The organism is Lysinibacillus sp. NPDC093197 (assembly GCF_044754025.1).
GTDB lineage: Bacteria > Bacillota > Bacilli > Bacillales_A > Planococcaceae > Lysinibacillus.
This window is the reverse complement of the sequence record NZ_JBIVOH010000004.1, coordinates 242,150-268,166: the sequence shown is the minus strand read 5'-3', so window position 1 is coordinate 268,166 and position 26,017 is coordinate 242,150. Positions and strand designations below refer to the sequence as shown.

Below are 26,017 nucleotides of genomic sequence, written 5' to 3'. Positions count from 1 at the left end.
ATGATTAAAGCTGAATGGCTGAAAATCCTAAAAACAAGAAAAATGCTTGTTTCCATAATTGCCGTCCTATTTATCCCTGTCATGTATGCAGGCATGTTTTTATGGGCGTTTTGGGATCCATATGCAGGTATGTCTAATTTGCCTGTAGCGGTTGTCAATGAAGATAATGGAGCAAAAATGGATGAAGTGAAGTTAGACTTAGGCGATACCTTGGTCGATAAACTCGTCGATAGTAAGCAATTTGACTTTATTGAAGTGTCAAAAGAAGAAGCAGAAAAAGGTTTAAATAGTAGAGACTATTACATGATCTTAGAAATACCAGCAAATTTCTCAGAACATGCTACGACTTTACTTGATGACAAACCTTCGAAGTTAGTGATGAACTATATCCCAAATGAAGGCTTGAACTTCCTAGGAGCGCAAATCGGTGAAACAGCAATGGATCGCATACGCGCAGAAGTAAATTCACAAGTTTCTGCTACATATGCAGAAAAATTATTTGATTCAATTGCAACGCTTGGAGATGGCTTTACAGAAGCTGCTGACGGTTCAGTTAAGCTAGATGAAGGAGCACAAAAAGTAGCAAATGGAGCAAAAGATTTAAAAGGGTATTTGGAGCAGTTAGCTTCTAGCACGATTGAACTTTCTGATGGTACAGATAAAATTACAAAAGGTGCAGGGCAAGCAGCATCTGGGGCTAACGAACTGTCAACAGGGCTAGTGAAATTAGAAAACGGTACAGTTCAGTTACAACAAGGTGCACAGCAGGCAGCTGCAGGGGCGACAAATCTTGAACAAGGTCTATCTCAATACACACAAGGTGTAGCTAAGGTAGAAGCTGGTCTTACAACATTAAATGAAAAACAACAGCAAATAGCTTCTGGTGCTGCATCAGTGGCTGAAAATGCTGGTACATTAAACAGTTCAGCAAATCAATTATCGAATGGTTCTGCACAAGTGGAAGCGGGTATTAAAGCATTAACTGAACAGTTACAAAATGCAATTGCATCAATGCCAGAAGAGCAAGCAGCAGCGTTAAAACAAACGTTAGCAGAGCTACAAGCAGGAAGTGCTAGTGTGCATAATGGTTTAAATTCATTATCAGCGGGTGCTGAAAAATTACAAGCTGGTGCCAACCAAGTAAGCGGTGGTGCAACACAAATAGCAGCTGGTCAAAAAGATGTTTTAGCTGGTGCAAATGCCTTATCAGCAAAAAGTAATGAATTAGTTAAAGGTGCACAAAGCCTACAAGCTGGTAATGCCACATTAGCTGATAAACTTGGTGAATTACATGCGGGCGTTAACACAGCTGTTACTGGTTCACAAACATTAGCTTCAGGATTAAATGACTTAGCAAGTGGTACAACAACATTGAACGAGGGCACATCAACACTTGCTTCAAAATCTGGTGAGTTAGCAGACGGCTCTGCAACACTTGCAGATGGTTCGACTGAACTTGCAGATGGTACTGCTACATTATCTAGCAAATTAGGTGAAGCGAGTGAAAAAGCGAACGAAGTACATGCGAATGATGACACGTATGATATGGTAGGTAATCCAGTAGAAGTAGAAAAAGAATCAGTTAACCATGTTCCGAACTATGGTACAGGTTTCGCACCTTACTTTATTTCACTTGGATTATTTGTTGGGGCACTATTAATCTCGATTGTATTCCCACTTGTTGAACCAGCTATTCGTCCGAAAAATGGTGCAACATGGTTTACAAGTAAAGTGACAGTGCTTGCATTTGTCGGTCTTGTTCAAGCTTTATTAACAGTAGCAATTGTAAAATGGGGCTTAGGTCTTGAAGTGCAAAATTTAGGCTACTTTGTTCTAACAGCTTTAATAACAAGTTATGTGTTCTTAGCATTAATTCAAATGTTAGTATCTATTTTCGGTGATCCAGGTCGCTTCGTAGCGATTGTTGTACTAATTTTACAACTTACAACAAGCGCGGGTACATTCCCACTTGAGCTTATTCCATCACCATTACAAGTGTTCAATAAATTACTGCCAATGACTTATACTGTTCAAGCGTTTAAAGCAAGCATTTCAACAGGCGACATGTCTTATTTATGGCAAAACTACGGTGTATTATTTGGATACTTAATTGTGTTCTTAGCCATTACTTTTGGTTATTTCATGTTATTACACACAAGACGTTACTCAAAAGTAGCAGAAGAAAATTAATTAATAATTTGCGAGGCTATGACAAAAAAAGTGTTAGATTGACTACAGTCAATCTAACACTTTTTTCTATGCCGTGGATGTTCACTACGGCTGATGCTTTCCGCGGGCACAGTGTAAGCTGCAACCCTGCTGTCGCGTGGTTTGTTGCGTCTTACAACTCGTGCCGTTCTCGCAGGAGTCTACGTGGATTTTCCCTTAGTGCTTCATAAAATTGCATAGAAATTGTTTGAGTGCCTGGCACCAGCTCTCAGTGGCAAGAGTGCCAGGCACTAATACAATTTACAAAGTAAAACAGCAGCTGATATGAGCGTATCAGCTGCTGTTTTGTGTAAGTGTAAGAGATTTAATTAATGGTTCACCATAAATGTATGATGAGGGGTGTCATTATTAGTTCGTGTGGGGCACGAAATGACTTACAGAATAGGCAAATGCTTATAGGCAGTTACATTTTTCACAAGTGTTGCTGTAGCATTCGCTTTGTTCTTCGATCTTTTCACCGCATTCCGTGCATTGTTTTGCAGGTAAGTTCTTGAAAAATTCAACTACGTTTTCTAACATTGTGGACTCCTCCTTTAAGTTCATCTGTACTATTACTGTTTTATTATTTTCTAGTGTATTATAACAGATGCGTTTCGTCAACACAAAATGCCTAATTTGCGTTAAAATAAAATATGGATATTTTGTGAAGGAGGAAACGACTATGATTTTCGTTGATAATAAAGGGATACATGATCCACGCATTAACCTTGCCATTGAGGAGTATTTATTAAAGACAATGGACGTTGAGAAGGAGCCAGTGCTGTTATTTTACATAAATCAGCCATCCATCATTATTGGGAAGAATCAAAATACGATAGAAGAAATTAATACAGACTATGTGGAGGATAACGGTATTATCGTTGTGCGCCGTCTCTCTGGTGGTGGTGCGGTGTATCACGATCTTGGAAACCTAAACTTTAGTTTTATTACAAACGACGATGGCGATAGTTTTATGAATTATAAAAAATTCACTCAGCCTGTTGTAGATGCGCTTGCAAAAATGGGCGTAAACGCTGAGCTGTCAGGTCGTAACGATATTTTAGCAGAAGGACGTAAAGTTTCTGGGAACGCGCAGTTTTCTACTAAAGGCCGTATGTTTAGTCACGGGACATTAATGTTTGATACAGAAATTGATGCTGTTGTATCCGCATTAAAGGTAAAGAAAGATAAAATCGAATCAAAGGGCATTAAATCGATACGTTCACGCGTAGCAAATATTTCGGAATTTTTAAAGGATAAAATGACTATAGAAGAATTCCGCCTAGAAATTTTAAAGTCCATTTTCGGTGGTGAAGAAAATATTCGCTATTATGAGCTAACTGACGAAGATTGGACGAATATTCAAAAATTATCCGCTGAACGCTATCAAACATGGGAATGGAATTACGGTAAATCGCCACGCTTTAATATTCAAAAAACACATCGCTTCCCTTCAGGTGGAATTGATATCCGTTTAGAGGTGAAGCATGGTGTTATTGAAGAAGCACATATTTTCGGTGATTTCTTCGGTGTAGGCGATATGGCTGATGTAGAACAACGTCTAGTTGGGACAAACTATGACCGTGTAGCGATTGCAAAGGCTTTAGCAGATATCGACGTACCAACTTACTTTGGTGGTGTCTCAACAGAAGAGTTTTTACAATTAATATATTAACAGTAGACAAAAAAGTAGTTGGCAAATGCCTTTCGATAAGAAAGATATTTTTAGCCTATATTTAGACCATAGAATGGTTATGCTACTGGGAACATTATGAGTCGAAACATGCTAAACTCCTTAGTAATGGAAATTCGAAGCTACTTCCGTACTCATGATAGAAAAGGGCACGCGCAATTATGGCGCGTGGCCTTTTTTTGGTACAATATACGATAGAAAGGAGTGTCGGTATGGAGAAGCATCGAATATTTATTGTCGAGGATGATGTAAAGATTGCATCATTGCTTGCAGAAACACTTAGAAAATATCAATACGAAGTGGAAACAATCCAAGAATTTGACCATCTAATTGAAGAGTTTACAACGTTTAATCCACATATGGTATTGCTTGATATAAATTTACCAGCGTATGACGGCTATTATTGGTGTCGTCAGTTACGTCAATATACAACATGTCCAATCATTTTCATTTCAGCACGATCTGGGGAAATGGATCAAATTTTTGCGCTTGAAAATGGAGGTGACGATTTTATTACAAAGCCATTCAATTATGAAATTGTTTTGGCTAAAATCCGTAGTCACTTGCGTCGTACATATGGCGAGTATGCGGCTAGGCAAGAAGAACGAACGATTAAGCAAGGGCAGCTTGTATTGCATTTAGAGCGTATGGAGTTGCACAAAAATGATTTAGAAATTCCATTGCAGAAAAAAGAATGTATCATTTTAGAGCTGTTAATGGGCCAGGCACCAAAAGTTGTTACGCGCGAGCAATTGTTAGAAGAGCTATGGGACGACCAAGCATTTGTCGATGAAAATACGTTGAATGTTAATATGACGCGTGTGCGTAAAAAGCTAGCAGATTATAATATTTCGTCAACAATTGAGACAGTCCGCGGAGCAGGTTATCGCTTTATATTAAGTGCGGGTGAACTGTAATGGGTTGGAAATTATTTTTGCGAGATTATGCAACATTTTTTATCTTCCAGCTAATTTTAGTTGGTTTTATTATGGTGTTGTATTGGCTCGACGGCTTTCGTAACGTTGATACTGCTATTTACTCTGTAAGTATTAGTTTGGTATTGCTATGCTCATTTTTACTTATTCGCTATTTAATGCGGCAAAGTTATTTGAACAAATTATTACATCTTCCAAAATCAATGGAGGATGTACTACAAAAAAATGCCAAGACACCAGAGGCGATGCAAGTAGAAAAATATATGCATGAACTATATCGTCTTTACCAGCACGAGCTGCATTCGTTATATGCTAGTCAAAAGCGACACGATCAATTTATGAATCAATGGGTACACCAAATGAAAACCCCAATTTCAGTCATCGAGATGCTATTACAGGATGAGCGTCCTCTCGATAAAAAGAATGTTCAAGAGGAAATTGATCGCTTACGTAGAGGATTGGATATGGTGCTTGTCAATGCGCGACTGGAAAACTTTGAAGAGGATATGCAAGTAGAGCAGATTCCGTTAAAAGCGATTGTCACTGCAACTGTTAATGAAAATAAACGTTTATTTATAACGAATAGAGTTTTTCCAGAAATTCATATAGAGGATGACATGATCGTAGCGAGTGATTCAAAATGGCTTCGCTTTATTATTGGGCAATTCGTTACAAACGCAGTGAAATATACATTTGAAGAAAATAAAAAAATTGTGATATCTGCCATTAAAAAAGATGATTATATTCAGTTAGCAATTTGTGATGAAGGAATTGGTATTCCTGCTTCTGACCTTTCACGTGTGACTAAAGCCTTTTTTACGGGAGAGAATGGGCGTAAAACTGGGGAATCCACAGGTATGGGCTTATATTTAGCAAAGGAAATCTGTGAAAAACTAGGGCATCAATTGGACATTACATCTGAAGTAGGTAAAGGTACGATTGTCACCGTGACATTTACAAATTAGGGGGAGCAAAAATGGGAGAAGTGCGTATTGATGACTGGGTATTAAATATTGAATTAGAAAAGACGAAAAATCTGTATGACTCACAGCTAGAAGCTTGTGACTGTTTGTTTTGTGAAAATTTCCGTCAGGCTAGCCTATTACTTCAAGATGAGGTAATGCATTTTTGCAATGCACTTGGGCTAAACTTACATAAACCATGCCTACTCAATGCTTTTCCAGTAGAAGGCGAGCAAGTCATGTATAGTGGGCACTACTCAGTTTGTGGCGAAATAATAGAAGGTGAATTAGATGGTTGGGATATGGTCGTAGGGGAGCATTGCTTTAGTCTAGTTCAAGATGAAGAGAACTTACCTTCAGCCATTTTAGAGCCACAGTTTCAAATTGGCTTTGAGGTGGTATTAAAATGGCTATTACCAGAATCTATGGAATTAATCGAGAAATAAGGTGGACAAGGCATGCCTATTTTACAAATAAAAGATGTTACAAAAGTATACGAGGGAAAGGTTACACATCGTGCACTCAATCAATTAAGTTTTGAGGTTGAAGAAGGTGAGTTTTTAGCAGTAATGGGTCCATCGGGAAGTGGTAAGACTACGTTATTAAATATTATTTCTACGATTGACGAACCAACAAGTGGAGAAATCATTTTAGATGGCATGAACCCTCATAAGCTAAATGCTACTGAACTTGCTTATTTTAGAAGAAGACAGCTGGGCTTTGTTTTTCAGGATTTCAATTTATTGCATATGCTCACTGTCGAGGAAAATATCGTGTTGCCATTAACGCTTGATCAGCAGCCATTAGAAGTAATGGAAGAGCGTCTTGCAGATATTATAGAAAAGCTTGATTTAGCTTCCTTTTTGCAAAAACGTCCAAATGAAATCTCTGGTGGACAAGCACAGAGAACAGCGATAGGACGGGCATTGATTCATAACCCAAGCCTTATTTTAGCAGATGAACCGACGGGAAATTTGGATTCTAATTCTTCGCGTGATGTTCTTGAGCTATTAACAAAAATTAATAAGGAAAAACAAACGACAATTGTGATGGTGACCCATGACCCGATCGCAGCTAGTTATTGTGATCGCGTGCTATTTATTAAGGACGGGGAATTTTTCAATGAAATTTACCGAGATGACCGACGTCAAATGTTTTTCCAACGTATTTTAAATGTATTGAGCTTACTAGGAGGAGGGCAAGTAGGTGACCTTTCGACAATTCGCTTACCGTAATGTCGTACGGAACAGCCGTATATACGGGGCCTTTTTTATGGCGAGCTTTTTTTCCGTAGCTGTATTTTTTATCTATTCAATGCTGATGTTTCATCCAGATATTGAACGTGGCATTTTAGGAGAAGTATCGTTAGTCGGCATGATTGGTGCAGAAATCGTACTTGTCCTCTTTACATTGTTCTTTTTATATTATTCCATGAGTGCTTTTTTAGAGGCGAGATCACATGAGTTTGCTATTTTATTGCATCTTGGAATGGAAAAACGTCAAATGAACAAGCTTGTCTTTTTAGAAACAATGATTATCGGTGCGGGCTCTATTATTGTGGGCATTATTTTTGGCTTTTCATTTTCGAAGTTTTTCTTCATGATTGTTCGAGAAATTTTGCATTTAGAGGATTTACCGCTCTATGTTTCTTGGCAACCTTTTTTACTGACAATCGGTGTTTTTACTAGTGCCTTTGTCGTTATTTCTTTCATAAGCGTATATTTTACTCGTGAGAGAAAACTTCGCGATCTGATCAAGGGAAATGATTATATAAATAGCGAGACTAGCTATTCAAAGGTTCGTGCAACATATGGCATTGTTTTAATTTTAGCAACCTATGTGCTGGCATTTATCGTTTCTCATACGACAATGATTGGTCTTACGTTATTAATACCGTTCTCAGCAACTTTTGGAACTTACTATTTTTTTAGTGATTCAGTACCATTCTTTTTACAAATTGCACGTGGAAAACGTAAATTTAATTGGCAGCGCTATCGCCTCTTATCTTTAGCTGAACAAACACACATTATGAGGGATAATGTGAAAATGTTTTTCGTCGTAACGATGGTATCGACAATGGCATTTTTATCTGTTGGAGTATTGGCTACGATGTCCTCCTATACGACACAATACGATCGTTTAAATCCACTAGGTCTTATTTATAAAGGAGATAGCGATAACCCATATGAAGCTACGCACATTAATTCTCTACGCATCCAATTAGAGGAGAAGGGATTATCCTATCATTTATCCCGCTTTGTAGTTGTAAAGCAAACTTCCTCATATACACATAATGAGGTTGAGGTATTCCGAGAATCAGATATGAACGTCTTGTTATCCTCTTTTAACTATCCATTGATTAATCTAGAATCTGGAGAGGCAGTATTCATACCATATTCGGAAGAATCTTTAAAAAAGCTTAAAAATAAAGAAGTTCAAACGGTTTTAGAAGAAAACTCTATACCTATTACGATAGATAGTGTATATCCTAAAATAGTATTCCCAGGATCAATAGTTAGTGTGAATTCGATTGTTATAAGTGATGAAGACTTTGTGAAACTTGTGAAGCCAATTACAAGTAAGGGTGTTGTGCAACCAAGCTATCATTTGTTTACTTTTGATATTCCGCAGTGGATGGAGACAAAAGAAATTGGTAAGGACATAGTTGAAATGGCATCAACTGAATATTTTAATAATATTAAGAAGGGCAAGCATAGCCCATTTTACTTTGAAAATGCAGGATTAAATTATTCTTATATACTAGCTACGTACTCATTATTTACATTAGTTGGTGTTTTAGTAGCGACTGTATTTTTACTAGCGGCTGGTAGCTTCATTTACTTTAAACTGCATACTTCACTTGAACGAGAGAAGCGGAAATTTGATGTCTTAAAGCGAATGGGGTTAACAGATATAGAATTGAAAAAGCTGGTCAATCGCCATCTATTCCCGCAATTTTTCTTGCCGTGGAGTGTTGCTATGATGCACAGTGCCTTTGCCTTTTTTATGGTTCAAGGTATTTTAAAGGATATTGCTAATATTTCAATTGTTAAAGAAGTTTTCTTTGCATTTGGTTTTTTTGTAGTTATTCAAGTAATTTATTTTTACTTAATCCGTTGGCGATATATCTCACATATCCGTTCTTGAAAATCTGTACAAAAGAGAAAAAAATGAATTTTTTAACGGTAATAATGACATGAAGTAAAAAGACTCATTGTCTTTTAGATATATTTCTTATATAATATTACTGAATAACGATTCATTTTATACGATAAGGGGATGGTGTAATTGAATTTAGTTTCATGTGTTCGTCAACAAGCAGCAGAGCAACCGGAAAAAATTGCGTATCATTTTATGGGGAAAGATACGACGTATGGGGAATTTGAACAAACAATTGGTCGCTTTGCACAGGGGTTACAAGATTTAGGGGTACAAAAAGGGGACCATGTGGCGTTTTTACTCGGCAATACGCCACATTATTTAATTGCTTTATATGCAACGATGCGTTTAGGAGCTACAGCAATTCCTGTAAATCCAATTTATACGCCAGATGAGATTTCTTATATTTTACGTAATGGAGATGTCAAGGCGGTTATTGCGCTCGATGCATTGCTTCCATTAGTAGAAGTAGGTGTACAAGCGTTTCCAGAAGTTGAGACATTTGTAGTTTGTGAAACAACAGCAGATGTAGCTGAAAAAGTAGCTGCTTTATCGGAAGAGGCAAAAGCGAAAACGCATTTATTTTCAAAGATCATTGCGCGTGCAACTGAATCGCTTGAACCAGCGGACGTAGCAGATGATGAAACGGCAATTATATTATATACATCAGGAACAACAGGGAATCCAAAGGGTGCCATGCTGTCCCACGGAAATGTTTATTCAAATGCACGTGACGTCTCTACATATTTAGGGTATAGAGCTGACGATCGCATTATTGCAACATTACCAGTTTTCCACGTATTTGCATTAACGGTAGTTGTCAACGCACCTTTAATCAGTGGCGCAACCGTTTTACTTGCACCGCGCTTTAGTCCGAGTGAAATTTTCACATTGGCGAAGGAGCAACAGGCAACGGTATTTGCTGGTGTCCCAACGATGTATAACTTTTTACATTTATTACCTGAAGGCAAGCCGGAAGATTTTTCGACAATTCGTTTAGCCATTTCAGGAGGCGCATCTTTACCTGTTGCACTATTACATAATTTCGAGCAGAAATTTAATGTACGTGTATCAGAGGGGTATGGCTTATCAGAAGCTTCACCTGTAACATGCTTCAATCCATTAGACAGAGAACGGAAAGCAGGCTCTATCGGTACATCTATTAACAACGTCGAAAATAGAGTCGTTGATATCAATGGAAGAGAAGTTCCTGTTGGTGAGGTTGGCGAGTTAGTCGTTCGTGGTCCAAACGTAATGAAAGGCTACTATAAAATGCCTGAAGAAACTGCGATGGCCATCCGTGAAGGTTGGTTATACACAGGGGATCTTGCAAAAGTAGATGACGAAGGATATTTTTATATCGTTGATCGGAAAAAGGATATGATTATTGTTGGAGGCTATAACGTATACCCGAGAGAAGTCGAGGAAGTGTTGTTTGCTCATGACAATATCGTAGAGGCGGCAGTAGTGGGCTATCCAGACCCTAACTTCGGTGAAGCAGTTCATGCATATATTGTGCTCAAAGAAGGAACGGCTACTACAGCAGATGATATATTAGAGTACTGTGCAAAACATATGGTGAAATACAAAGTTCCGAAAGTTGTCGAAATCTTGGACGAGCTACCGAAAAATACAACAGGTAAAATTTTGCGTCGTTCTTTAAAAGCGACAACAGTATAAGATTTTTAATAGAATTCATGTCCACCACAGAAAGTTAGTGGTGGGCTTTTATTTTCAAAATTGTTAATTGTATGGGTGCCTGGCACTCGTATCGTGCGGATTAATGCGTCTTACGTTCTACGCGTTCCTGCTAGTGTCTCCGTGGATTTTTACGTAGTTATTAAAACTATATTATGGGAAGAATTCAGAATTGTTTGAGTGCCTGGCACTTATACTGAATATGATTAAATAAGTTGAGTGCATAGAGCCGTAGTGATAAAATCAGTCATGTGCAAAACTTCTACATACTTTAAAAGGGCTTGTCATATAGTAGGGGAGTAGTAACTTGTATACTATGTTGTATTGATTTGGAACCCTTTTGTGCGTAACAACGTCCAAGCTTTTAGGAAAAATTAAATTGAAAGAGAGCATACAAAAACAATGATAGGACTCATTCAAGAGTTAATTAGTTTTATAATGCATATTGATGTGCATTTGGAAGAAATTATTCGTGATTTTGGTAATTGGAGTTATCTCATTCTATTTGCAATTGTGTTTGTCGAAACAGGTGTTGTCATTTTTCCATTTTTACCGGGTGATTCATTACTGTTCGCTAGTGGTACATTAACCGCAGCAATGGGAGCCTTTGATTTATGGATCCTAATTCCTGTATTTTTGGCTGCAGCAATTTTAGGGGATACAATGAATTATCATATTGGTCACAAAGTTGGTACTTCGATTCCACCTAAGAGCTTATTAGGCCGAATTGTTAAAAAGGAACGTATGGAGGCTGCGGAGAAGTTTTTCAACACGCATGGTGGGAAAACGATTGTTATTGCTCGATTCATGCCATTCATTCGTACGTTTATTCCATTTGTTGCAGGGGCAAGTAAGATGCATTATAGCTACTTTTTACTGTACAACATAGTAGGTGCAGTTTTATGGGTATTCAGTTGTACATTACTTGGTTATTTCTTTGGTAATATCCCAATTATTAAAGATAATTTCTCGGTAGTTCTTATTTTAATTATATTTATCTCAGTAGTACCAGCGGTTATTGGCGCTTTCAAATCTAAATTTGGGAAATAAATAGATGCTTCAGAAATGATTCTGAGGTATTCAGACTATAGACAACTTGAAAATTTCGAGTTTGTTTATAGTCTTTTTTATTGAAATATATTTAGAATTGCTACTCGCAAATTACGCTCTGCGTTCCAAATGAAGTTTCTAACATCCACTCCAAATTTAGAAAATCCCATTTCATTTTATTGCTTAATGTAATTATTTTCTAAACAGTATATGGATTTCTTATAATTTATTTTATAATGCGATTAAAGGCTTATGACAAACACTTTATGTTGAGTGGCAAAATGGATGTTTATCAAAAAAGTATTATTTAGGACTACTCCAGTTACATAAGTAATAAATAGCCAATTGTATAGGTATATGTTAGTTGGAGGATAAGAAACAAATAATATAGTGCTGAAAAAATAAGCGTAAGGTACTGAAAGATGCTATAATAATTACTAGAAAATGGTGAATTGGAGGCAACGAAATGGAAGTATTTATCGGAAGACAGCCAATCTTTAATCTTCACGAACAGGTCGTTGCGTATGAATTGTTGTATCGAAATAAAAATGAAAATTCATTTCCTAATGTCGATTCAGATGCTGCAACTGTGGATGTGTTAGTGAACTCATTTTTATCAATAGGTATCGACGAGGTGACGAAAGGGAAGCCTTGTTTTGTTAATTTTACGGAAAACTTGCTTATGAGTTCAATCGAAGAATTTTTAAATCCTTCTCAAATAGTAATTGAGATTTTAGAGGATGTACCACTAACACCGAAATTAGTTGAGCGTGTCATTGAGCTGAAGGCGCATGGATTTACAATAGCTTTAGATGATTTTATTTTAAACGAAGATGTACAAATATATGAAAAACTTTTCCCTCATATTGATTATATAAAAGTGGATTTTTTATTTTCCTCTTTGCTTGAACGAATGGAAATTGAAAATATGGTAAAAGAAAATTTCCCTCATATTAAATTGCTTGCTGAAAAAGTGGAAACACAAAAACAATTTAAAGTAGCTAAGCATTCAGGATATGAGTTATTCCAAGGCTATTTTTTTGAGCAGCCTCAAATCATTAGAGCAATGGATATACCTGCAAATGCTATTCAATATTTCCATATAATTTCTCTGTTAAAAGAAGAAGAGCCAAATGTTCATCTGTTAGCGGAAAATATTGAACGCGATATATCGTTAACGTATAAATTATTAAAAATGATTAATAATTCTAGTAGACGCTCAAAATCAAAAGTGCGTTCAATTAAGCAAGCTATTTTATTACTTGGTTTAGCAAATCTACGTAAGTGGATCTATTTATTAGCTTTGCGTGAATTTGATGGTAAAACGGATTCAGATCTTTTCCAAGAATTAATGCGTACATCATTGTTCAGAGCAAAAGTTTGTGAAAAATTAGCAAAGCTATCCTATAAGCAAAACTTTTCTGAGTATTTTTTAGTCGGGATGTTTTCATTAATTGATACGATCTTACAAAGACCGATGAATGCTATTTTGCAGCAATTACCTTTTTCAGAGGCGATTACGGAAACGATTTTAGGTGGACAAACCGAGATGACACCATATTTAGAGTTTAGTATTGCCTTAGGTAAACTAGATTGGGAACGTCTAGAGCAATTAGCACCTCAAATTAATATTGAAATGGCAAGTATTGATCTTTTATATAATGAAGCTTTAGAATGGGCAGAAACATCATTATAATTAGGGGAAAACTACAGAAAATAAGCTACCAATGTTCACAAGGTAGCTTTTTTTGTTTGTTAGGTCGAGTTTCTCTTCATCAAGATGAAGTTCTCAACGTCAAAACTATTTGCTATAATCATGTCGTCTTTAGAAAAATTCTGATAGTTGAAGTGGGCGTGAGGAAATGAATCAATCACAAGATGTAAAGGCAAGTATTCTGGAATATGTGTATGTAATTGTTGGTGCCGCAGTAGTGGCAATTGGTTTTAATGTATTTTTACTACCAAATCAAGTAGCTTCAGGAGGCGTTAGTGGCATAAGTACCATTTTACATGGCTTATTTGGCTGGAATCCTGGACTAGTACAATATGCATTTAATATCCCGTTGTTTTTAGCTGGAGTTCTAATACTTGGTAAAAAGTTTGGCGTAAAGTCTTTTGTTGGTACAATAACGTTACCGTTTATCGTCTTATTAACGAATAATTGGGAACCTTGGACTGATAACCCTTTACTTGGTGCACTTTTTGGAGGAATTGTTGTCGGATTAGGAATAGGTCTAGTCTTTAAGGGGAATGCTTCTACTGGTGGCACTGATTTACTAGCTCAAATTATTACAAAGTATACCGGATTTTCGCTTGGTACAAGTGTACTATTAATTGATGGAATTATCGCAATTAGTGCAGCAATTGTTTTTGACTTAGAAAAAGGACTCTATGCCTTAATCGGCCTGTATGTCACAACAAAAACGATTGATATTATTCAGCTTGGATTTAGTCAATCTAAAATGGTGTATATTATTACGTTGAAACAAGATGAAGTGCGTGATGCGATATATGCTGAAATTGATCGTGGTGTGACAAAATTGCCAGCAATTGGCGGTTATACTGGAGAAGCACGACCAGTTTTAATGGTTGTTGTCTATCAAACAGAGTTCACAAAGCTGAAACAACTCATTAAAAGCGTTGATCCATCTGCGTTTGTCATCGTTTCTGATGCCTACGAGGTGTTAGGTGAAGGTTTCAAGCGCGCATAAATTTGGTATAATAGCAATGGTAAGATATTCATTTACTTAGGAGGGGTACTAATGAAAAAAGCAATGTTAACATTAGTGTTCGGTTCAGCAATTTTCTTAGCTGCATGTGGTGGCGGCGGAGAAAAAAATAATGCTACAGGTAATAACGATACGGCTGCTGAACCAGACGGTAAAGCTATCGCAATGAAATCATGCGTTTCTTGTCACGGTGGTGAGCTACAAGGTATGGGTAATACACCTGCACTAAATAATGTAGGCTCTCGTTTATCTGAAGAAGAAATTTTAGACGTGATTAACAATGGTCGTGGGGCAATGCCAGCTGGACTTATTAAAGGTGCAGACGCTGAAGCTGTTGCCAAATGGTTAGCAACTCAAAAATAAATAAATGACAAAAACTAGCGGTTCTGGAGACCGCTAGTTTTTCTATTTGTTACTGTAAATGGTATATCTCTCGTAATTTTGCACTTGTATGTTACACCGCTGTCTAGAAGTAAGTATAATGGTGTTACTATATAAACATGCAAACAAGTGTAATTTCATTTCTTTTATACATAGGCATGCTAAAATAAAACAATATTCAATTCGTTTGAATGGAGGCTGCAAACATTGGTCGTAGTATTGACAAGGGACGTAATGGAAAAATTTAAGTTAGAACTATTAGGTGGCGAGGAAGGTATTGGAAGAACTATTACTACAAGTGATATTTCTAGACCTGGTTTAGAGATGGCTGGATATTTTACGCATTATCCTGCAAATCGAGTACAATTACTAGGCAAAACAGAGCTTTCCTTTTTCGAAATGTTACCAACGAATGTTAAACTAGAACGCATGCGTTTACTATGTTCACAGGATACGCCAGCTATCATTATATCTCGTGACCTAGAAGTGCCTGAGGAGCTTATTCAAGCTTCAAACGAAAAGCATGTACCCGTATTTAAAACACATATGACGACAACAAAATTTTCGAGTAGACTAACCAATTATTTAGAGGGACGTTTAGCTCCTATGACAGCTGCGCACGGCGTGTTGGTCGATGTATATGGTATTGGTGTGCTCATTATCGGAAAAAGCGGTGTTGGGAAAAGTGAAACAGCGCTAGAGCTTGTAAAAAAAGGGCACCGACTTGTTGCGGATGATTGTGTGGAAATTCGTCAGGAATCTGAGGATTTTTTAATAGGCAGTCCGCCACCGCTTTTAGAGCATTTATTGGAAATACGAGGTATTGGTATTATCGATATTATGACACTCTTTGGTGCAAGTGCCGTACGACCATATAAGCGTATTACTTTAATTATTGAGTTAGAAATATGGGATCCTACCAAAGTATATGATCGTTTAGGTTTAGAAGAAGAGAAAATGAAGATAATTGATACAGAACTGACAAAACTAACAATTCCAGTACGACCTGGACGAAATGTATCCGTAATTATCGAAGTAGCAGCAATGAATTACCGTTTAAAGAAAATGGGTGTCAATGCAGCTGAAGAGTTTTCAAGACGATTAGATGAAGTTATTTCTTCAACAGATGAATTAGACGATTAATAGGTAACAGATCGTTAAATATTGAGAGGAGCATAAGATGGATTTATTACTTTTAGACATTAACCCGATAGCCTTCCATTTAGGGCCGATTCCTGTACGTTGGTACGGATTGTTAATTGTATCGGGGATTATTTTAGCATATTTTGTTGGACAAAGAGAGGCTGTAAAACGCGGATTGCCCGAAGATTTTTTAGCTGACTTGTTATTATGGGCAGTACCGATTTCTATCATCTGCGCACGCATTTATTATGTTTCTATGCGTTGGGATTATTATAGTGAAAATCCAGGCAGCATTATTCAAATTTGGAATGGCGGTATTGCTATTCATGGTGCGCTAATAGGTGCATTTGTGACGGCTTACATATTTACTCGAAAAAAAGGGGTAAGCTTTTTACGCGTGGCAGATATTTTAGCGCCAAGTCTTTTAATTGGACAAATTATTGGCCGTTGGGGCAATTTTATGAATCAAGAGGCATTTGGTGGACCAGTGTCACGTTCATTTTTAGAAAACCTTATGCTACCAGATTGGATTATTAATCAAATGTACATCGAAGAACTAGGCACATATGTACATCCTACGTTTTTATATGAATCTGTATGGAATTTTGTCGGCTTATTAATTTTACTGGCATTACGTAAAGTGAATTTAAATCGTGGGGAAATATTCTTTAGCTATTTAATATGGTACTCAATTGGTCGTTTCTATATAGAAGGTTTACGTACAGATAGTCTATATTTAATTGGCGATATCCGATCAGCGCAGGTCGTTTCAATTATTGGTATTGTCATAGGGCTTGGGGCAATTATTTATCGAAGATTGAAAGTAAAGCCTGCAGTGAAATATTTGGACAATAAGTAAGGAGTGTAAAGGATGGCTGTAAAAGCATTGCTTTTTGATTTTGATGGTACATTATTAAATACAAATGACTTAATCATTCAATCATTTATGCACGTTTTAGAAGAGAGATTTCCCGGGCAATATTCGCCAAAAGATTGCCTAAAATTCATGGGTCCGTCATTAAAACAGACATTTAGTGATTTAACGCCAGGTGAAGAAGACGAAATGATGGCAAAATATCGCGCTTGGAATGAACCGCATCATGATGAGCTTGTGACCGAGTTCCCTGATGTTGTGTCAACTTTAGAGCAATTAAAGTCGATGGGTATTAAATTAGCCATTGTCTCAACAAAGCGCAATGCTATGATTGATCGCGGCTTGAACATTCTAGGTGCTAGTCATCTATTCGATGTGATAGTAGGGACAGATGATGTGCAAAATGTGAAGCCAGATCCAGAGCCAGTTTTACTTGCTTTATCACGTCTAGGTGCAGCAAAAGAAGACGCCATTATGATTGGTGATAATTCTCATGATATTGAAGCTGGGCATAATGCAGGTGTAAGAGCTGCAGGTGTCGCATGGTCAATTAAAGGGGAACAATATTTACAGCAGTTTAACCCAGAATATATATTGCAACATATGAAGGATTTACTTGATATTGTGAAAGAGGGGTAAATGCATGGCGCGTAAAACAGAAAGATATCGTGTCGAGGGAGCAAACTCGCTATGGAATGTATATGATACGGTGTCCTTTTGGAAGGTGATGAAGTGCTTCATTGTCATTCAAATTGGACGCTTCACACCTTTTTTACGTGTGAAGAACTGGCTGTATCGCACTTTTTTAAAAATGAAAATCGGTGACCAAACATCTATAGCTTTAATGGTCATGCCAGATACGATGTTTCCCGAGCGTATTCATGTCGGAAATAATACAGTCATTGGCTTTAATACGACAATTTTAGCGCATGAATACTTAATTGAAGAATATCGTCTAGGGGATGTCCATATTGGCAATGAAGTGATGGTAGGGGCTAATTCAACTATTTTACCTGGAGTGACGATAGGTGACGGAGCCATCGTGTCAGCCGCAACACTAGTACATAAGGATGTACCAGCAGGCTGTCTAGCAGGCGGTAACCCGATGCAAATTATTTATACAGCAGAACAGATGGCCGAGCGCAAACAGAAGGAAGTTGTGCAATGGTGTACGCCGAAAAAGTAAAAAAAGTGTTAGATTGACTGCAGTCAATCTAACACTTTTTTATTATGCCGTTGATGTCCGCTACGGCGGTGCTTTCCGCGGGCACACCGTAAGCCGCAACCCTCGCTAACGCGCGGTTTGTTGCGTCTTACGTTGCGTGCGTTCCCGCAGGAGTCACCGCCTTCGCTACCATCAACTAGTGCTATCTGCTAAATTTTATCTATTGCCAGTTTTCATTTTGCATTGAGGAAATATTCTACATCTTTAAAAATTTATTATGCCGTTATTATTTGCTCCGGGGGCAACTTTTTGCGGGCACACCGTAAGCCGCAACCTTCGCCAATGCGCAGAATGCCAGTGTCTAACTTTTTGTGCTGTACCTGTAGGAGTCGCCGCCTTCGCTAACATTAACTCATACTATCACGATTTGCTAAATTTTATTTTAGGTTTACATGCGCTATGCTATAGGGCTCTATAAAAGTTCCACTTTATATAAATAGGTGTATAATTAACTGAATAATAAGTAATTAAATTTTTAGAGAATTCAGTGCGTAATATATTGACTGAATAAAAGGAATGCGTTAAAATACTTTCATATTCTAATTCTCTAGTACTCTAGTGAGTTAAAGTGAAACGTGAGGAAGTGTCAACATGTCAGCGATTAAAATGTTTGAAAAGCCACTTGGTATGCGCGATAAATTTCCGCAAATTTATGAAAAAGTAGAAGCTGTAAGACATACAGGTCGAAGCTTTTTACGCTCAAGAGGCTATGAATTTATAAAAACGCCTACAGTAGAGTATTTCGATACAGTAGGTAAAGCATCTGCAATTTCCGATGCGCATTTATTCAAGCTTGTAGATAGTCAGGGCAATACGCTCGTCCTACGTCCTGATATGACAACACCGATTGCTCGAGTAGCCACTTCGAAATTATTAAAAGAAATGATACCGCTCCGCTTAGCTTACTTTGCTAGTGTATTCCGTGCACAGGAAACAGAAGGTGGACGGCCAGCAGAATTTGAGCAAATGGGTGTTGAGCTAATCGGTGATCATTCGGTATTTGCTGATGCTGAGGTAATCGCTACAGCAATGGAACTGTTAAAGCAGTTTGGTATAGAAAATTTCAAAGTAACGATTGGACATGCAGGTGTTTTAAATTGTATTTTACAGGACTATACAGAAAGTATCGAACAAGAAGACGCACTACGCACTTTGCTTGTGCAGCGTAACTACGTAGGCTTTGAAGAGGCAGTGGCGTCATTTGATTTACCAAAGACAAAATCAGATGCATTGTTACAATTTATCGAAGAGGCTATGACTTTAAAGGAAATTCGAGATATCGAAAAATATGTGCGGAAAAATGACGCATTAGAATATATGCAACAGCTTGCAAAATTGTTAGAAGTTGCTGACTTAGCTCAGTATGTTGCGTTTGATTTTACACTATCAAGCCATATGAGCTATTACACAGGCATGTTATTTGAAGTGTTTGCATCAGGCAGTGGTTTCCCATTAGGAAATGGTGGACGTTATGATGGATTACTTGAAGTATTTGGCTCAAAAGTTGGGGCTACAGGCTTTAGTATTCGTGTAGACAGACTATTAGAAACGATAACAGCGCAAGCTTTGCAAAAGGAAGAAGCTGTCGTTGTGCTATTTGAGGAAGCAGACTTTGAGGTGGCTCTTGAAAAGATACAAGCTTTAAGAGCAGCGGGAAAACAAGCGACCTTACAGTTAAGAAGTAGTTTAGTCGATGAAGCAGCCTTTTTAACGCATTTTACTGAGGTAGTTGTTGTTGGACAGGAGGAAGTTCGCGGTGAATGAATTAACGATTGCTATGCCGAAAGGGCGCATTTTTGAAGAGGCATACCAAATGCTTATCGAAGCAGGCTTTAATTTACCAGAAGAGGTTGAGATGACGCGTAAATTAATGATAGAAATTCCTGAAGAAAAAATTCGTTTTATACTAGCAAAACCTATGGATGTTCCTGTGTATGTCGAGCACGGTGTTGCAGATATAGGCATTGCCGGAAAAGATGTCTTATTGGAACAACAGCGAGTCGTCCATGAGCTTCTTGATTTAAGAATAAGTACATGCTATATCGCATCAGCAGGCTTACCTAATACGACGATGAACGAAATTGCGCCACGCATTGCGACAAAATATCCAAACATTGCGATGAAGTACTATAAAGGTATTGGCGAGCAAGTAGAAATTATTGAATTAAATGGGTCGATCGAGCTTGCACCGATGATAGGCTTAGCGGACCGTATAGTAGATATTGTATCGACAGGACGTACCCTTAAAGAAAATGGCTTAGTCGAGTATGAGTTTATTACGGATGTATCCTCGCGCTTAATTGCCAATCCAGTGAGCTATCGAATGAAAGGTGATCGCATCATTGACCTAGTAAAACGCTTAAAGAATTGCGTCGACTAATTAAATATTACGTGCTTCTACTTATATACTAGTTGCAAAAAGAGCGCTGCACGAATTGCTAGAAACCAAAGGGGACTTTTTTCATGAAAATAACAAAGTTAGCAAAAGGTATTTCCTTGAAACGACCACTTGAAGGTGGCAACGAAGAACAATTAAAGGTTGTAAGACAAGTATTGGCGGATGTCCGAGCGCAAGGTGACATCGCAGTACGTACATATACAGAAAAATGGGATGGCTTTGCTCCTGACAATTTACGTGTCACAAAGGAAGAAATTGCAGAGGGCGTAAACGCGATAGATGCACAGCTATATGCAGATTTAATGGAAGCTGCACAAAATATTCGTCTCTATCATGAGCAACAAAAGCGTTCTGGCTATCGAATGGAATTAGCAGATGGCTCTTGGCTTGGACAACGTATTACTGCGCTCGATGCAGTAGGTCTTTACGTTCCAGGAGGGACAGCTGCATATCCCTCCTCCGTATTGATGAACGTAATTCCTGCACAAGTAGCTGGGGTTAAGCGAATTGTTATTACATCACCTGCTGGTCGTGACGGTAAATTACCTGCTGGCGTGCTTGCTGCTGCTCATATTTTAGGAGTAGAAGAAGTATATAAAATTGGTGGTGCACAGGCAATTGCGGCACTTGCCTACGGAACGGAAACGATTCAAGCGGTCGATAAAATTACAGGCCCTGGCAATATTTTTGTTGCACTTGCTAAACGTGAAGTATTTGGTGAAGTCGCAATTGATATGATTGCGGGACCAAGTGAAATTGCAGTAATTGCAGATGAAACAGCCTTTGCAGATGAGGTTGCTGCAGATCTTTTATCACAGGCAGAGCATGATAAGATGGCTTGTGCCATTTTAGTGACAACATCTGAGCAACTTGCTAATAACGTAGCACTTGAAGTGGAAAAGCAATTAGCCACTTTACCACGTGAAGAAGTAGCACGTGCGTCAATAGAAAATTATGGTGCGATTTATATTGCCGAAACGATGTCAGATGCAGTAGACGCAATTAACTCATTAGCTCCAGAACATTTAGAAATCGTTACAAAAAATGCGGAAGCTGTGGCAGAGCAAGTACGTCATGCTGGCAGTATCTTTATCGGGCGATATAGCTCAGAGCCTGTTGGTGATTATTTTGCAGGCACAAACCATGTATTACCGACAAACAGCACAGCTCGTTTTGCAAGTGGTTTAAATGTAGATGACTTCGTGAAAAAATCGAGCATCGTTTATTACACTGAAAAAACGTGGGCCGATAATGCCCCGAAAATTGCACGCTTAGCTCGCATGGAAGGCCTAGAGGGGCATGCTCGTGCAGTAGAATCACGTGGATGGGAAAAGGAGTAGAACGATGACAGAACAGAAACGCTACGCAAAGGTAGAACGGACAACTAATGAAACACAAATATCAGTAGCCATTGATTTAGATGGTGAGGGCAAGGCGGATATACAAACAGGTGTTGGTTTTATGGACCACATGTTGGATTTATTTATTAAACACGGTCTTTTTAATGGCACAATTCAAGCGAACGGTGATACGCACATTGATGATCACCACACGACAGAAGACCTTGGCATTGTGTTAGGACAAGCAATTCGTGAAGCGCTTGGTGATAAGAAAGGCATTAAACGTTACGGTAACGCCTTTGTCCCAATGGATGACGCACTTGCTCAAGTCGTGGTCGATTGCTCAAATCGTCCGCATTTAGAATATCGCGTGCCCGAGCTAAAAGAAAAGGTAGGCACTTTTGACACAGAATTAGTGCATGAGTTTTTATGGAAATTCGCACTTGAAGCAAGAATGAATGTGCATGTAATTGTGCCATATGGTCATAATACGCACCATATAATTGAAGCTATCTTTAAGGCGTTAGCCCGTGCGATTGATGCGGCAGTTGAGATTGATCCTCGTGTTAAAGGTGTACCTTCAACAAAGGGGCTGTTAACGTGAAAATCGGTGTAATCGACTATGGGATGGGCAATTTATTTAGTGTCGAGGAAGCATTAAAACGTCTGGGCTGTGAGGTCGTTGTAACAGCAGATGAACACGAGCTAGATGAAGTCGATGCACTTTTACTGCCAGGTGTGGGCGCTTTTCCAGATGCTATGAAACGCTTAGCGGAAACAAAATTAGATAACTACCTACAAAAAGTAAAGGCAGAAAATCGACCATTGCTCGGTATTTGTTTAGGGATGCAGTTACTATTTGAGGAAAGTGCAGAAGTGACATTAACGAAAGGCCTTGGGTTCTTCAAAGGGAGTATTCAGCGCTTTAGTGGTGTTCAAGGGGAACAATCATATCGAGTACCTCATATGGGGTGGAATGAATTGATTGTGACAAATCGTCCTGCATGGTTAAAAGGTGAAGCAACTGCTGAACATGTTTATTTTGTCCATTCATTTTATGCGACAAATATTGATGCAACAGAGCTTGTGGCTTATGCAGACTATCATGGTATTGAAGTACCAGGCATCGTTGCAAACGGCTCTATTACAGGTATGCAGTTCCATCCTGAAAAATCGGGTGAGTTAGGCGTGTACTTATTAGAACAATGGTTAAAAGGGGTGGCGGCGTGCTAACAAAACGTATTATTCCATGTCTTGATGTGAAGGATGGGCGTGTTGTCAAAGGTGTACAGTTCGTTTCATTGCGCGATGCAGGAGATCCGGTAGAGCTTGCAAAGTTTTATGATGAGCAAGGGGCAGATGAGCTTGTATTTTTAGATATATCGGCATCGCATGAAGGTCGTGAAACAATGGTCGATGTGGTGCGCCAAACAGCGGGGACATTAGCTATTCCATTTACCGTTGGCGGTGGTATTCGATCGTTAGAGGATATGAAACGTATTTTACGAGCTGGTGCTGATAAAGTATCCGTTAATACATCTGCGTTAGAACGTCCAGAGCTTATTAAGGAAGGTTCTGACTTCTTCGGTGCTCAATGTATTGTTGTTGCAATCGATGCGCGCTACAGTGAAGAAGACGGTACGTGGATGGTGTATACACACGGAGGCCGCAACAAAACATCATGGCGAGTGATAGAGTGGGCAAAAGAGGCTGTTCGCTTAGGTGCTGGTGAGATTTTATTAACAAGTATGAACCAGGACGGAGAAAAATCTGGCTTTGATTTAGCGTTAACAAAGGCGGTAAGAGATTCCGTGACAGTCCCCGTCATTGCAAGTGGTGGCGCAGGGAATGCCGAACATTTTTACAAAGTATTAGCAGATGATGTAGATGCAGATGCAGCACTTGCAGCATCCATTTTTCATTACAAGGAAACGAGCGTAGCGCAAGTAAAACAATACTTACGTGAAAAAGGAGTGGCAGTTAGATGATTGATAACATTAAATTTGACGATAAAGGTCTTGTGACAGCTGTTGTGCAAGATGCCAATACAAAAGAAGTATTAACAGTAGCTTATATGAATAAAGAGTCATTAGAAAAAACATTGGAAACAGGCGAAACATGGTTTTACTCACGTTCTCGCGAAGAGCTATGGCATAAAGGAGCTACAAGTGGAAACGTACAAAAGGTAGTATCCATTAAAGCGGATTGTGATGGCGATGCCTTAGTTGTAGAAGTACTTCCTGATGGCCCAGCATGCCACAATGGAACGACTTCTTGCTTTACTAATGTACTTCAAGAAAATGCTAAAGTTGGCTCGGTTGGTATTATCCCTGAACTAGTCAAAGTAATTGAAAAGCGTGAGCAAGAAATGCCAGAGGGAGCATACACTACATATTTATTCGATAAAGGCATCGATAAAATTTGTAAAAAAGTTGGAGAAGAGGCAACAGAGGTTGTCATCGGTGCAAAAAATCGTGATGCAGAAGAGGTAAAATGGGAAGCAGCAGATTTAATTTATCATCTATTAGTTTTACTACAAGAACAAAAAGTAAATGTTTTTGATGTATTGCATGTGTTGGAAAAACGTCACGAGGAGAAATAACAGCATATCGCTTATTGTATGGTATAATATAAGTTACTGTAAAAAGGAACGTATGATGCGTTCCTTATTTCTTGTTTCGGAGGAAATATTTTGGAAAAGAAACGTCAAAAAGAGAAGCAAACGAATGTCGTATCGTTCATTCCAACAGGCGACTATTATTATAAAAAATCAATTCAAGCGATGAATAGCGGACAGATGGATAAAGCCTATAAATATTTACAGCGTGCTGTTGATTTAAGTCCAGATGATCCAATGATCTTATTGCAATTAGCGATTGTAGAATTAGAAGGTCAAGGTTTTGAAGAAGCCTATGATTTACTTCGTCGTGCCTATCAATTAGATCCAAATGAGCCGGAAATTATATTTTATATGGCGGAAGTGTCTGGGTGCGTCGGCATTATTCAAGATGCCAAACGCTTTGCGGAGCAGTACTTAGAAATGGAACCAGAGGGTGCTTATGCAGATGAAGCGGCAGAAATATTGGAGTTTGTAGCTTTTGAACAAGATGATTATGAAGAGCTTGAAGGCAGTGGCGAGGATTTATATCGTCAGGAGCAAGCTCGTCGTTGTATGGAAAAGGGAGATTTCCCAGAAGCAATAAACATTTTAGAACAACTAGTAGAAGATAGACCAGAATTTTGGTCTGCATACAATAATTTAGCTTTAGCTTATTTTTATGTCGGTGAAGCAGAGCAGGCAAAAGCAATTCTAAACACTGTACTGCGTGAAAATAAAGGGAATTTACATGCGTTATGCAATTTAACGGTTATTGCGTATTATGAGAAAAATGATGAGGAATTAAATGCCCTTTTAGAAGTATTGGTGAAAATACAGCCTTATGCTTGGGATCATCGTTATAAACTAGGTGCAACGCTTGCACTTATTGGTCAATATGAAATAGCCTTTAAATGGCTACGAAGCATGCAAAAACGTGGCTATTTAGGTGATCCAGGATTTTACTTTTGGTTATCTCATGCGGCATATTTCTCTGGCTATGATGAAATTTCAAAGGGTGCTTGGGAGCAGTTGCTTGAGCTTGATCCAGAGAAAGAGGGCTTTGAACCTTGGCGTCAGCATGAAAATACATATGAGCTTGACGCATTAGAACATGATCGTGACTTCATTGTATCTAAACTTGAAAGTGAATATATAAGTGATCGTCTATTCGGTTTGTTTTTACTAAAAGGTACAGCGCATAAACAGGAAATCATTGCTCATCCTAAATGGATAGATGTTGAACAATTTGATGCTTTTGAAAAGCTGTTTTTAGCTTATGCACTTGGTCATCAGTTTGATGAAAAAAACAAAGTCGAGGCAAGCTTTTTAAGAGCCGTCCGTGTATCAGAAATATTATTAGAGCAATATGGGAAAATGACAACATTAGTTGCACCGATGTTTCAAATGTGGTTTGTACTTTGTGAACAAGCACTTAGTGAAAATTATCGCTTTACAAATCCAGCAGCAATTGCAGGTGCAAATGATTTCTTATTCCGCTCATCTCGCATGTTGAAGGTGACGAAAAAGGAAATTGCAGAGCAGTATGGGATATCTGTGTCTACATTATCTAAATATATTGAAGAAATGTTAACGTTTTTACCAACGAGTTAAATTTAGGTTGTG

25 protein-coding genes are annotated in these 26,017 nt (G+C 38.3%); 24 read left to right on the top strand and 1 reads right to left on the bottom strand.

Annotated features, from left to right (window positions below):
- Nucleotides 1-2,190, top strand: coding sequence for a YhgE/Pip family protein (locus ACIP9G_RS13590; protein ID WP_401020053.1), 2,190 nt, complete (start codon nt 1-3; stop codon nt 2,188-2,190).
- Between the two features lie 432 nt (nt 2,191-2,622).
- Here ACIP9G_RS13590 and yhfH read toward each other — a convergent pair whose 3' ends face one another.
- Nucleotides 2,623-2,748, bottom strand: a complete 126-nt coding sequence (yhfH, locus tag ACIP9G_RS13585; protein WP_069514604.1) for a protein YhfH — start codon at nt 2,746-2,748, stop codon at nt 2,623-2,625.
- Nucleotides 2,749-2,890: 142 nt separating this feature from the next.
- Here yhfH and lplA point away from each other — a divergent pair, with 142 nt between their 5' ends.
- The 23 genes from lplA (at nt 2,891) to ACIP9G_RS13470 (ending at nt 26,005) form a co-directional block, all read left to right on the top strand.
- Nucleotides 2,891-3,883 (top strand): lipoate--protein ligase, encoded by a 993-nt coding sequence (gene lplA / locus ACIP9G_RS13580; protein WP_401020050.1) that lies wholly within the window; start codon nt 2,891-2,893, stop codon nt 3,881-3,883.
- 230 nt (nt 3,884-4,113) lie between these two features.
- Nucleotides 4,114-4,818 carry a response regulator transcription factor gene (locus ACIP9G_RS13575; RefSeq protein ID WP_401020045.1) on the top strand — a complete coding sequence of 235 codons (705 nt, stop codon included), beginning with the start codon at nt 4,114-4,116 and terminating at the stop codon, nt 4,816-4,818.
- On the top strand, nt 4,818-5,801 hold the full coding sequence (locus tag ACIP9G_RS13570; protein WP_340822482.1) for a sensor histidine kinase: 984 nt from the start codon (nt 4,818-4,820) through the stop codon (nt 5,799-5,801). The genes ACIP9G_RS13575 and ACIP9G_RS13570 overlap by 1 nt, the downstream gene beginning before the upstream one ends.
- Before the next feature lie 11 nt (nt 5,802-5,812).
- Nucleotides 5,813-6,244 (top strand): hypothetical protein, encoded by a 432-nt coding sequence (locus tag ACIP9G_RS13565; RefSeq protein ID WP_401020043.1) that lies wholly within the window; start codon nt 5,813-5,815, stop codon nt 6,242-6,244.
- Between the two features lie 12 nt (nt 6,245-6,256).
- Entirely contained in the window at nt 6,257-7,033 is a 777-nt protein-coding gene (locus ACIP9G_RS13560) for an ABC transporter ATP-binding protein (RefSeq protein ID WP_340822484.1), read from the top strand.
- Nucleotides 7,005-8,945, top strand: a complete 1,941-nt coding sequence (locus ACIP9G_RS13555; protein ID WP_401020039.1) for an FtsX-like permease family protein — start codon at nt 7,005-7,007, stop codon at nt 8,943-8,945. Before ACIP9G_RS13560 ends, ACIP9G_RS13555 begins: the two co-directional genes overlap by 29 nt.
- A gap of 141 nt (nt 8,946-9,086) precedes the next feature.
- Nucleotides 9,087-10,637, top strand: coding sequence for a fatty acid--CoA ligase family protein (locus tag ACIP9G_RS13550; protein WP_401020036.1), 1,551 nt, complete (start codon nt 9,087-9,089; stop codon nt 10,635-10,637).
- A gap of 423 nt (nt 10,638-11,060) precedes the next feature.
- Entirely contained in the window at nt 11,061-11,705 is a 645-nt protein-coding gene (locus ACIP9G_RS13545; protein WP_401014574.1) for a VTT domain-containing protein, read from the top strand.
- Between the two features lie 466 nt (nt 11,706-12,171).
- On the top strand, nt 12,172-13,401 hold the full coding sequence (locus ACIP9G_RS13540) for an EAL and HDOD domain-containing protein (RefSeq protein WP_401020034.1): 1,230 nt from the start codon (nt 12,172-12,174) through the stop codon (nt 13,399-13,401).
- A gap of 166 nt (nt 13,402-13,567) precedes the next feature.
- A complete protein-coding gene (locus tag ACIP9G_RS13535; RefSeq protein ID WP_401020032.1) occupies nt 13,568-14,416 on the top strand; it encodes a YitT family protein in 849 nt (282 codons plus the stop codon).
- A gap of 51 nt (nt 14,417-14,467) precedes the next feature.
- Nucleotides 14,468-14,797 carry a cytochrome c551 gene (cccB, locus tag ACIP9G_RS13530; RefSeq protein WP_340822493.1) on the top strand — a complete coding sequence of 110 codons (330 nt, stop codon included), beginning with the start codon at nt 14,468-14,470 and terminating at the stop codon, nt 14,795-14,797.
- A gap of 225 nt (nt 14,798-15,022) precedes the next feature.
- Nucleotides 15,023-15,958: an HPr(Ser) kinase/phosphatase gene (gene hprK / locus ACIP9G_RS13525; RefSeq protein WP_340822494.1), complete on the top strand. Its 936-nt coding sequence runs from the start codon at nt 15,023-15,025 to the stop codon at nt 15,956-15,958.
- 37 nt (nt 15,959-15,995) lie between these two features.
- Entirely contained in the window at nt 15,996-16,817 is an 822-nt protein-coding gene (gene lgt, locus ACIP9G_RS13520) for a prolipoprotein diacylglyceryl transferase (RefSeq protein ID WP_340822495.1), read from the top strand.
- Nucleotides 16,818-16,829: 12 nt separating this feature from the next.
- Nucleotides 16,830-17,471 (top strand): pyrophosphatase PpaX, encoded by a 642-nt coding sequence (gene ppaX / locus ACIP9G_RS13515; protein ID WP_340822497.1) that lies wholly within the window; start codon nt 16,830-16,832, stop codon nt 17,469-17,471.
- A gap of 4 nt (nt 17,472-17,475) precedes the next feature.
- Nucleotides 17,476-18,018 (top strand): acyltransferase, encoded by a 543-nt coding sequence (locus tag ACIP9G_RS13510; protein WP_340822498.1) that lies wholly within the window; start codon nt 17,476-17,478, stop codon nt 18,016-18,018.
- A 630-nt stretch (nt 18,019-18,648) separates the two neighbouring features.
- The gene (locus ACIP9G_RS13505) at nt 18,649-19,821 is read left to right on the top strand and encodes an ATP phosphoribosyltransferase regulatory subunit (protein ID WP_401020027.1); all 1,173 of its coding nucleotides are present in this window, start codon (nt 18,649-18,651) and stop codon (nt 19,819-19,821) included.
- Entirely contained in the window at nt 19,814-20,437 is a 624-nt protein-coding gene (gene hisG / locus ACIP9G_RS13500) for an ATP phosphoribosyltransferase (RefSeq protein ID WP_340822501.1), read from the top strand. Before ACIP9G_RS13505 ends, hisG begins: the two co-directional genes overlap by 8 nt.
- A gap of 83 nt (nt 20,438-20,520) precedes the next feature.
- Complete coding sequence (hisD, locus tag ACIP9G_RS13495; protein WP_401020024.1) at nt 20,521-21,795, top strand: histidinol dehydrogenase; 1,275 nt, start codon at nt 20,521-20,523, stop codon at nt 21,793-21,795.
- A gap of 4 nt (nt 21,796-21,799) precedes the next feature.
- Nucleotides 21,800-22,399 carry an imidazoleglycerol-phosphate dehydratase HisB gene (hisB, locus tag ACIP9G_RS13490; RefSeq protein WP_401020021.1) on the top strand — a complete coding sequence of 200 codons (600 nt, stop codon included), beginning with the start codon at nt 21,800-21,802 and terminating at the stop codon, nt 22,397-22,399.
- Nucleotides 22,396-23,028 carry an imidazole glycerol phosphate synthase subunit HisH gene (gene hisH, locus ACIP9G_RS13485; RefSeq protein ID WP_401020019.1) on the top strand — a complete coding sequence of 211 codons (633 nt, stop codon included), beginning with the start codon at nt 22,396-22,398 and terminating at the stop codon, nt 23,026-23,028. Before hisB ends, hisH begins: the two co-directional genes overlap by 4 nt.
- A complete protein-coding gene (hisF, locus tag ACIP9G_RS13480) occupies nt 23,022-23,783 on the top strand; it encodes an imidazole glycerol phosphate synthase subunit HisF (protein WP_401020017.1) in 762 nt (253 codons plus the stop codon). Before hisH ends, hisF begins: the two co-directional genes overlap by 7 nt.
- Nucleotides 23,780-24,397: a bifunctional phosphoribosyl-AMP cyclohydrolase/phosphoribosyl-ATP diphosphatase HisIE gene (hisIE, locus tag ACIP9G_RS13475; RefSeq protein ID WP_401020014.1), complete on the top strand. Its 618-nt coding sequence runs from the start codon at nt 23,780-23,782 to the stop codon at nt 24,395-24,397. The genes hisF and hisIE overlap by 4 nt, the downstream gene beginning before the upstream one ends.
- Nucleotides 24,398-24,487: 90 nt before the next feature.
- A complete protein-coding gene (locus tag ACIP9G_RS13470) occupies nt 24,488-26,005 on the top strand; it encodes a tetratricopeptide repeat protein (RefSeq protein ID WP_340822512.1) in 1,518 nt (505 codons plus the stop codon).
- Nucleotides 26,006-26,017 lie beyond the last annotated feature (12 nt).

Coding starts and splice junctions, on each gene's coding strand:
- ACIP9G_RS13565 (WP_401020043.1), top strand. CDS start 5,813: ATGGGAGAAGTGCGTATTGATGACTGGGTATTAAATATTGAATTAGAA.
- yhfH (WP_069514604.1), bottom strand. CDS start 2,748: ATGTTAGAAAACGTAGTTGAATTTTTCAAGAACTTACCTGCAAAACAA.
- hisB (WP_401020021.1), top strand. CDS start 21,800: ATGACAGAACAGAAACGCTACGCAAAGGTAGAACGGACAACTAATGAA.
- ACIP9G_RS13560 (WP_340822484.1), top strand. CDS start 6,257: ATGCCTATTTTACAAATAAAAGATGTTACAAAAGTATACGAGGGAAAG.
- ACIP9G_RS13505 (WP_401020027.1), top strand. CDS start 18,649: ATGTCAGCGATTAAAATGTTTGAAAAGCCACTTGGTATGCGCGATAAA.
- ACIP9G_RS13540 (WP_401020034.1), top strand. CDS start 12,172: ATGGAAGTATTTATCGGAAGACAGCCAATCTTTAATCTTCACGAACAG.
- lplA (WP_401020050.1), top strand. CDS start 2,891: ATGATTTTCGTTGATAATAAAGGGATACATGATCCACGCATTAACCTT.
- hisIE (WP_401020014.1), top strand. CDS start 23,780: ATGATTGATAACATTAAATTTGACGATAAAGGTCTTGTGACAGCTGTT.
- hisD (WP_401020024.1), top strand. CDS start 20,521: ATGAAAATAACAAAGTTAGCAAAAGGTATTTCCTTGAAACGACCACTT.
- ACIP9G_RS13570 (WP_340822482.1), top strand. CDS start 4,818: ATGGGTTGGAAATTATTTTTGCGAGATTATGCAACATTTTTTATCTTC.
- ACIP9G_RS13510 (WP_340822498.1), top strand. CDS start 17,476: ATGGCGCGTAAAACAGAAAGATATCGTGTCGAGGGAGCAAACTCGCTA.
- ppaX (WP_340822497.1), top strand. CDS start 16,830: ATGGCTGTAAAAGCATTGCTTTTTGATTTTGATGGTACATTATTAAAT.
- ACIP9G_RS13590 (WP_401020053.1), top strand. CDS start 1: ATGATTAAAGCTGAATGGCTGAAAATCCTAAAAACAAGAAAAATGCTT.
- ACIP9G_RS13535 (WP_401020032.1), top strand. CDS start 13,568: ATGAATCAATCACAAGATGTAAAGGCAAGTATTCTGGAATATGTGTAT.
- cccB (WP_340822493.1), top strand. CDS start 14,468: ATGAAAAAAGCAATGTTAACATTAGTGTTCGGTTCAGCAATTTTCTTA.
- lgt (WP_340822495.1), top strand. CDS start 15,996: ATGGATTTATTACTTTTAGACATTAACCCGATAGCCTTCCATTTAGGG.
- ACIP9G_RS13575 (WP_401020045.1), top strand. CDS start 4,114: ATGGAGAAGCATCGAATATTTATTGTCGAGGATGATGTAAAGATTGCA.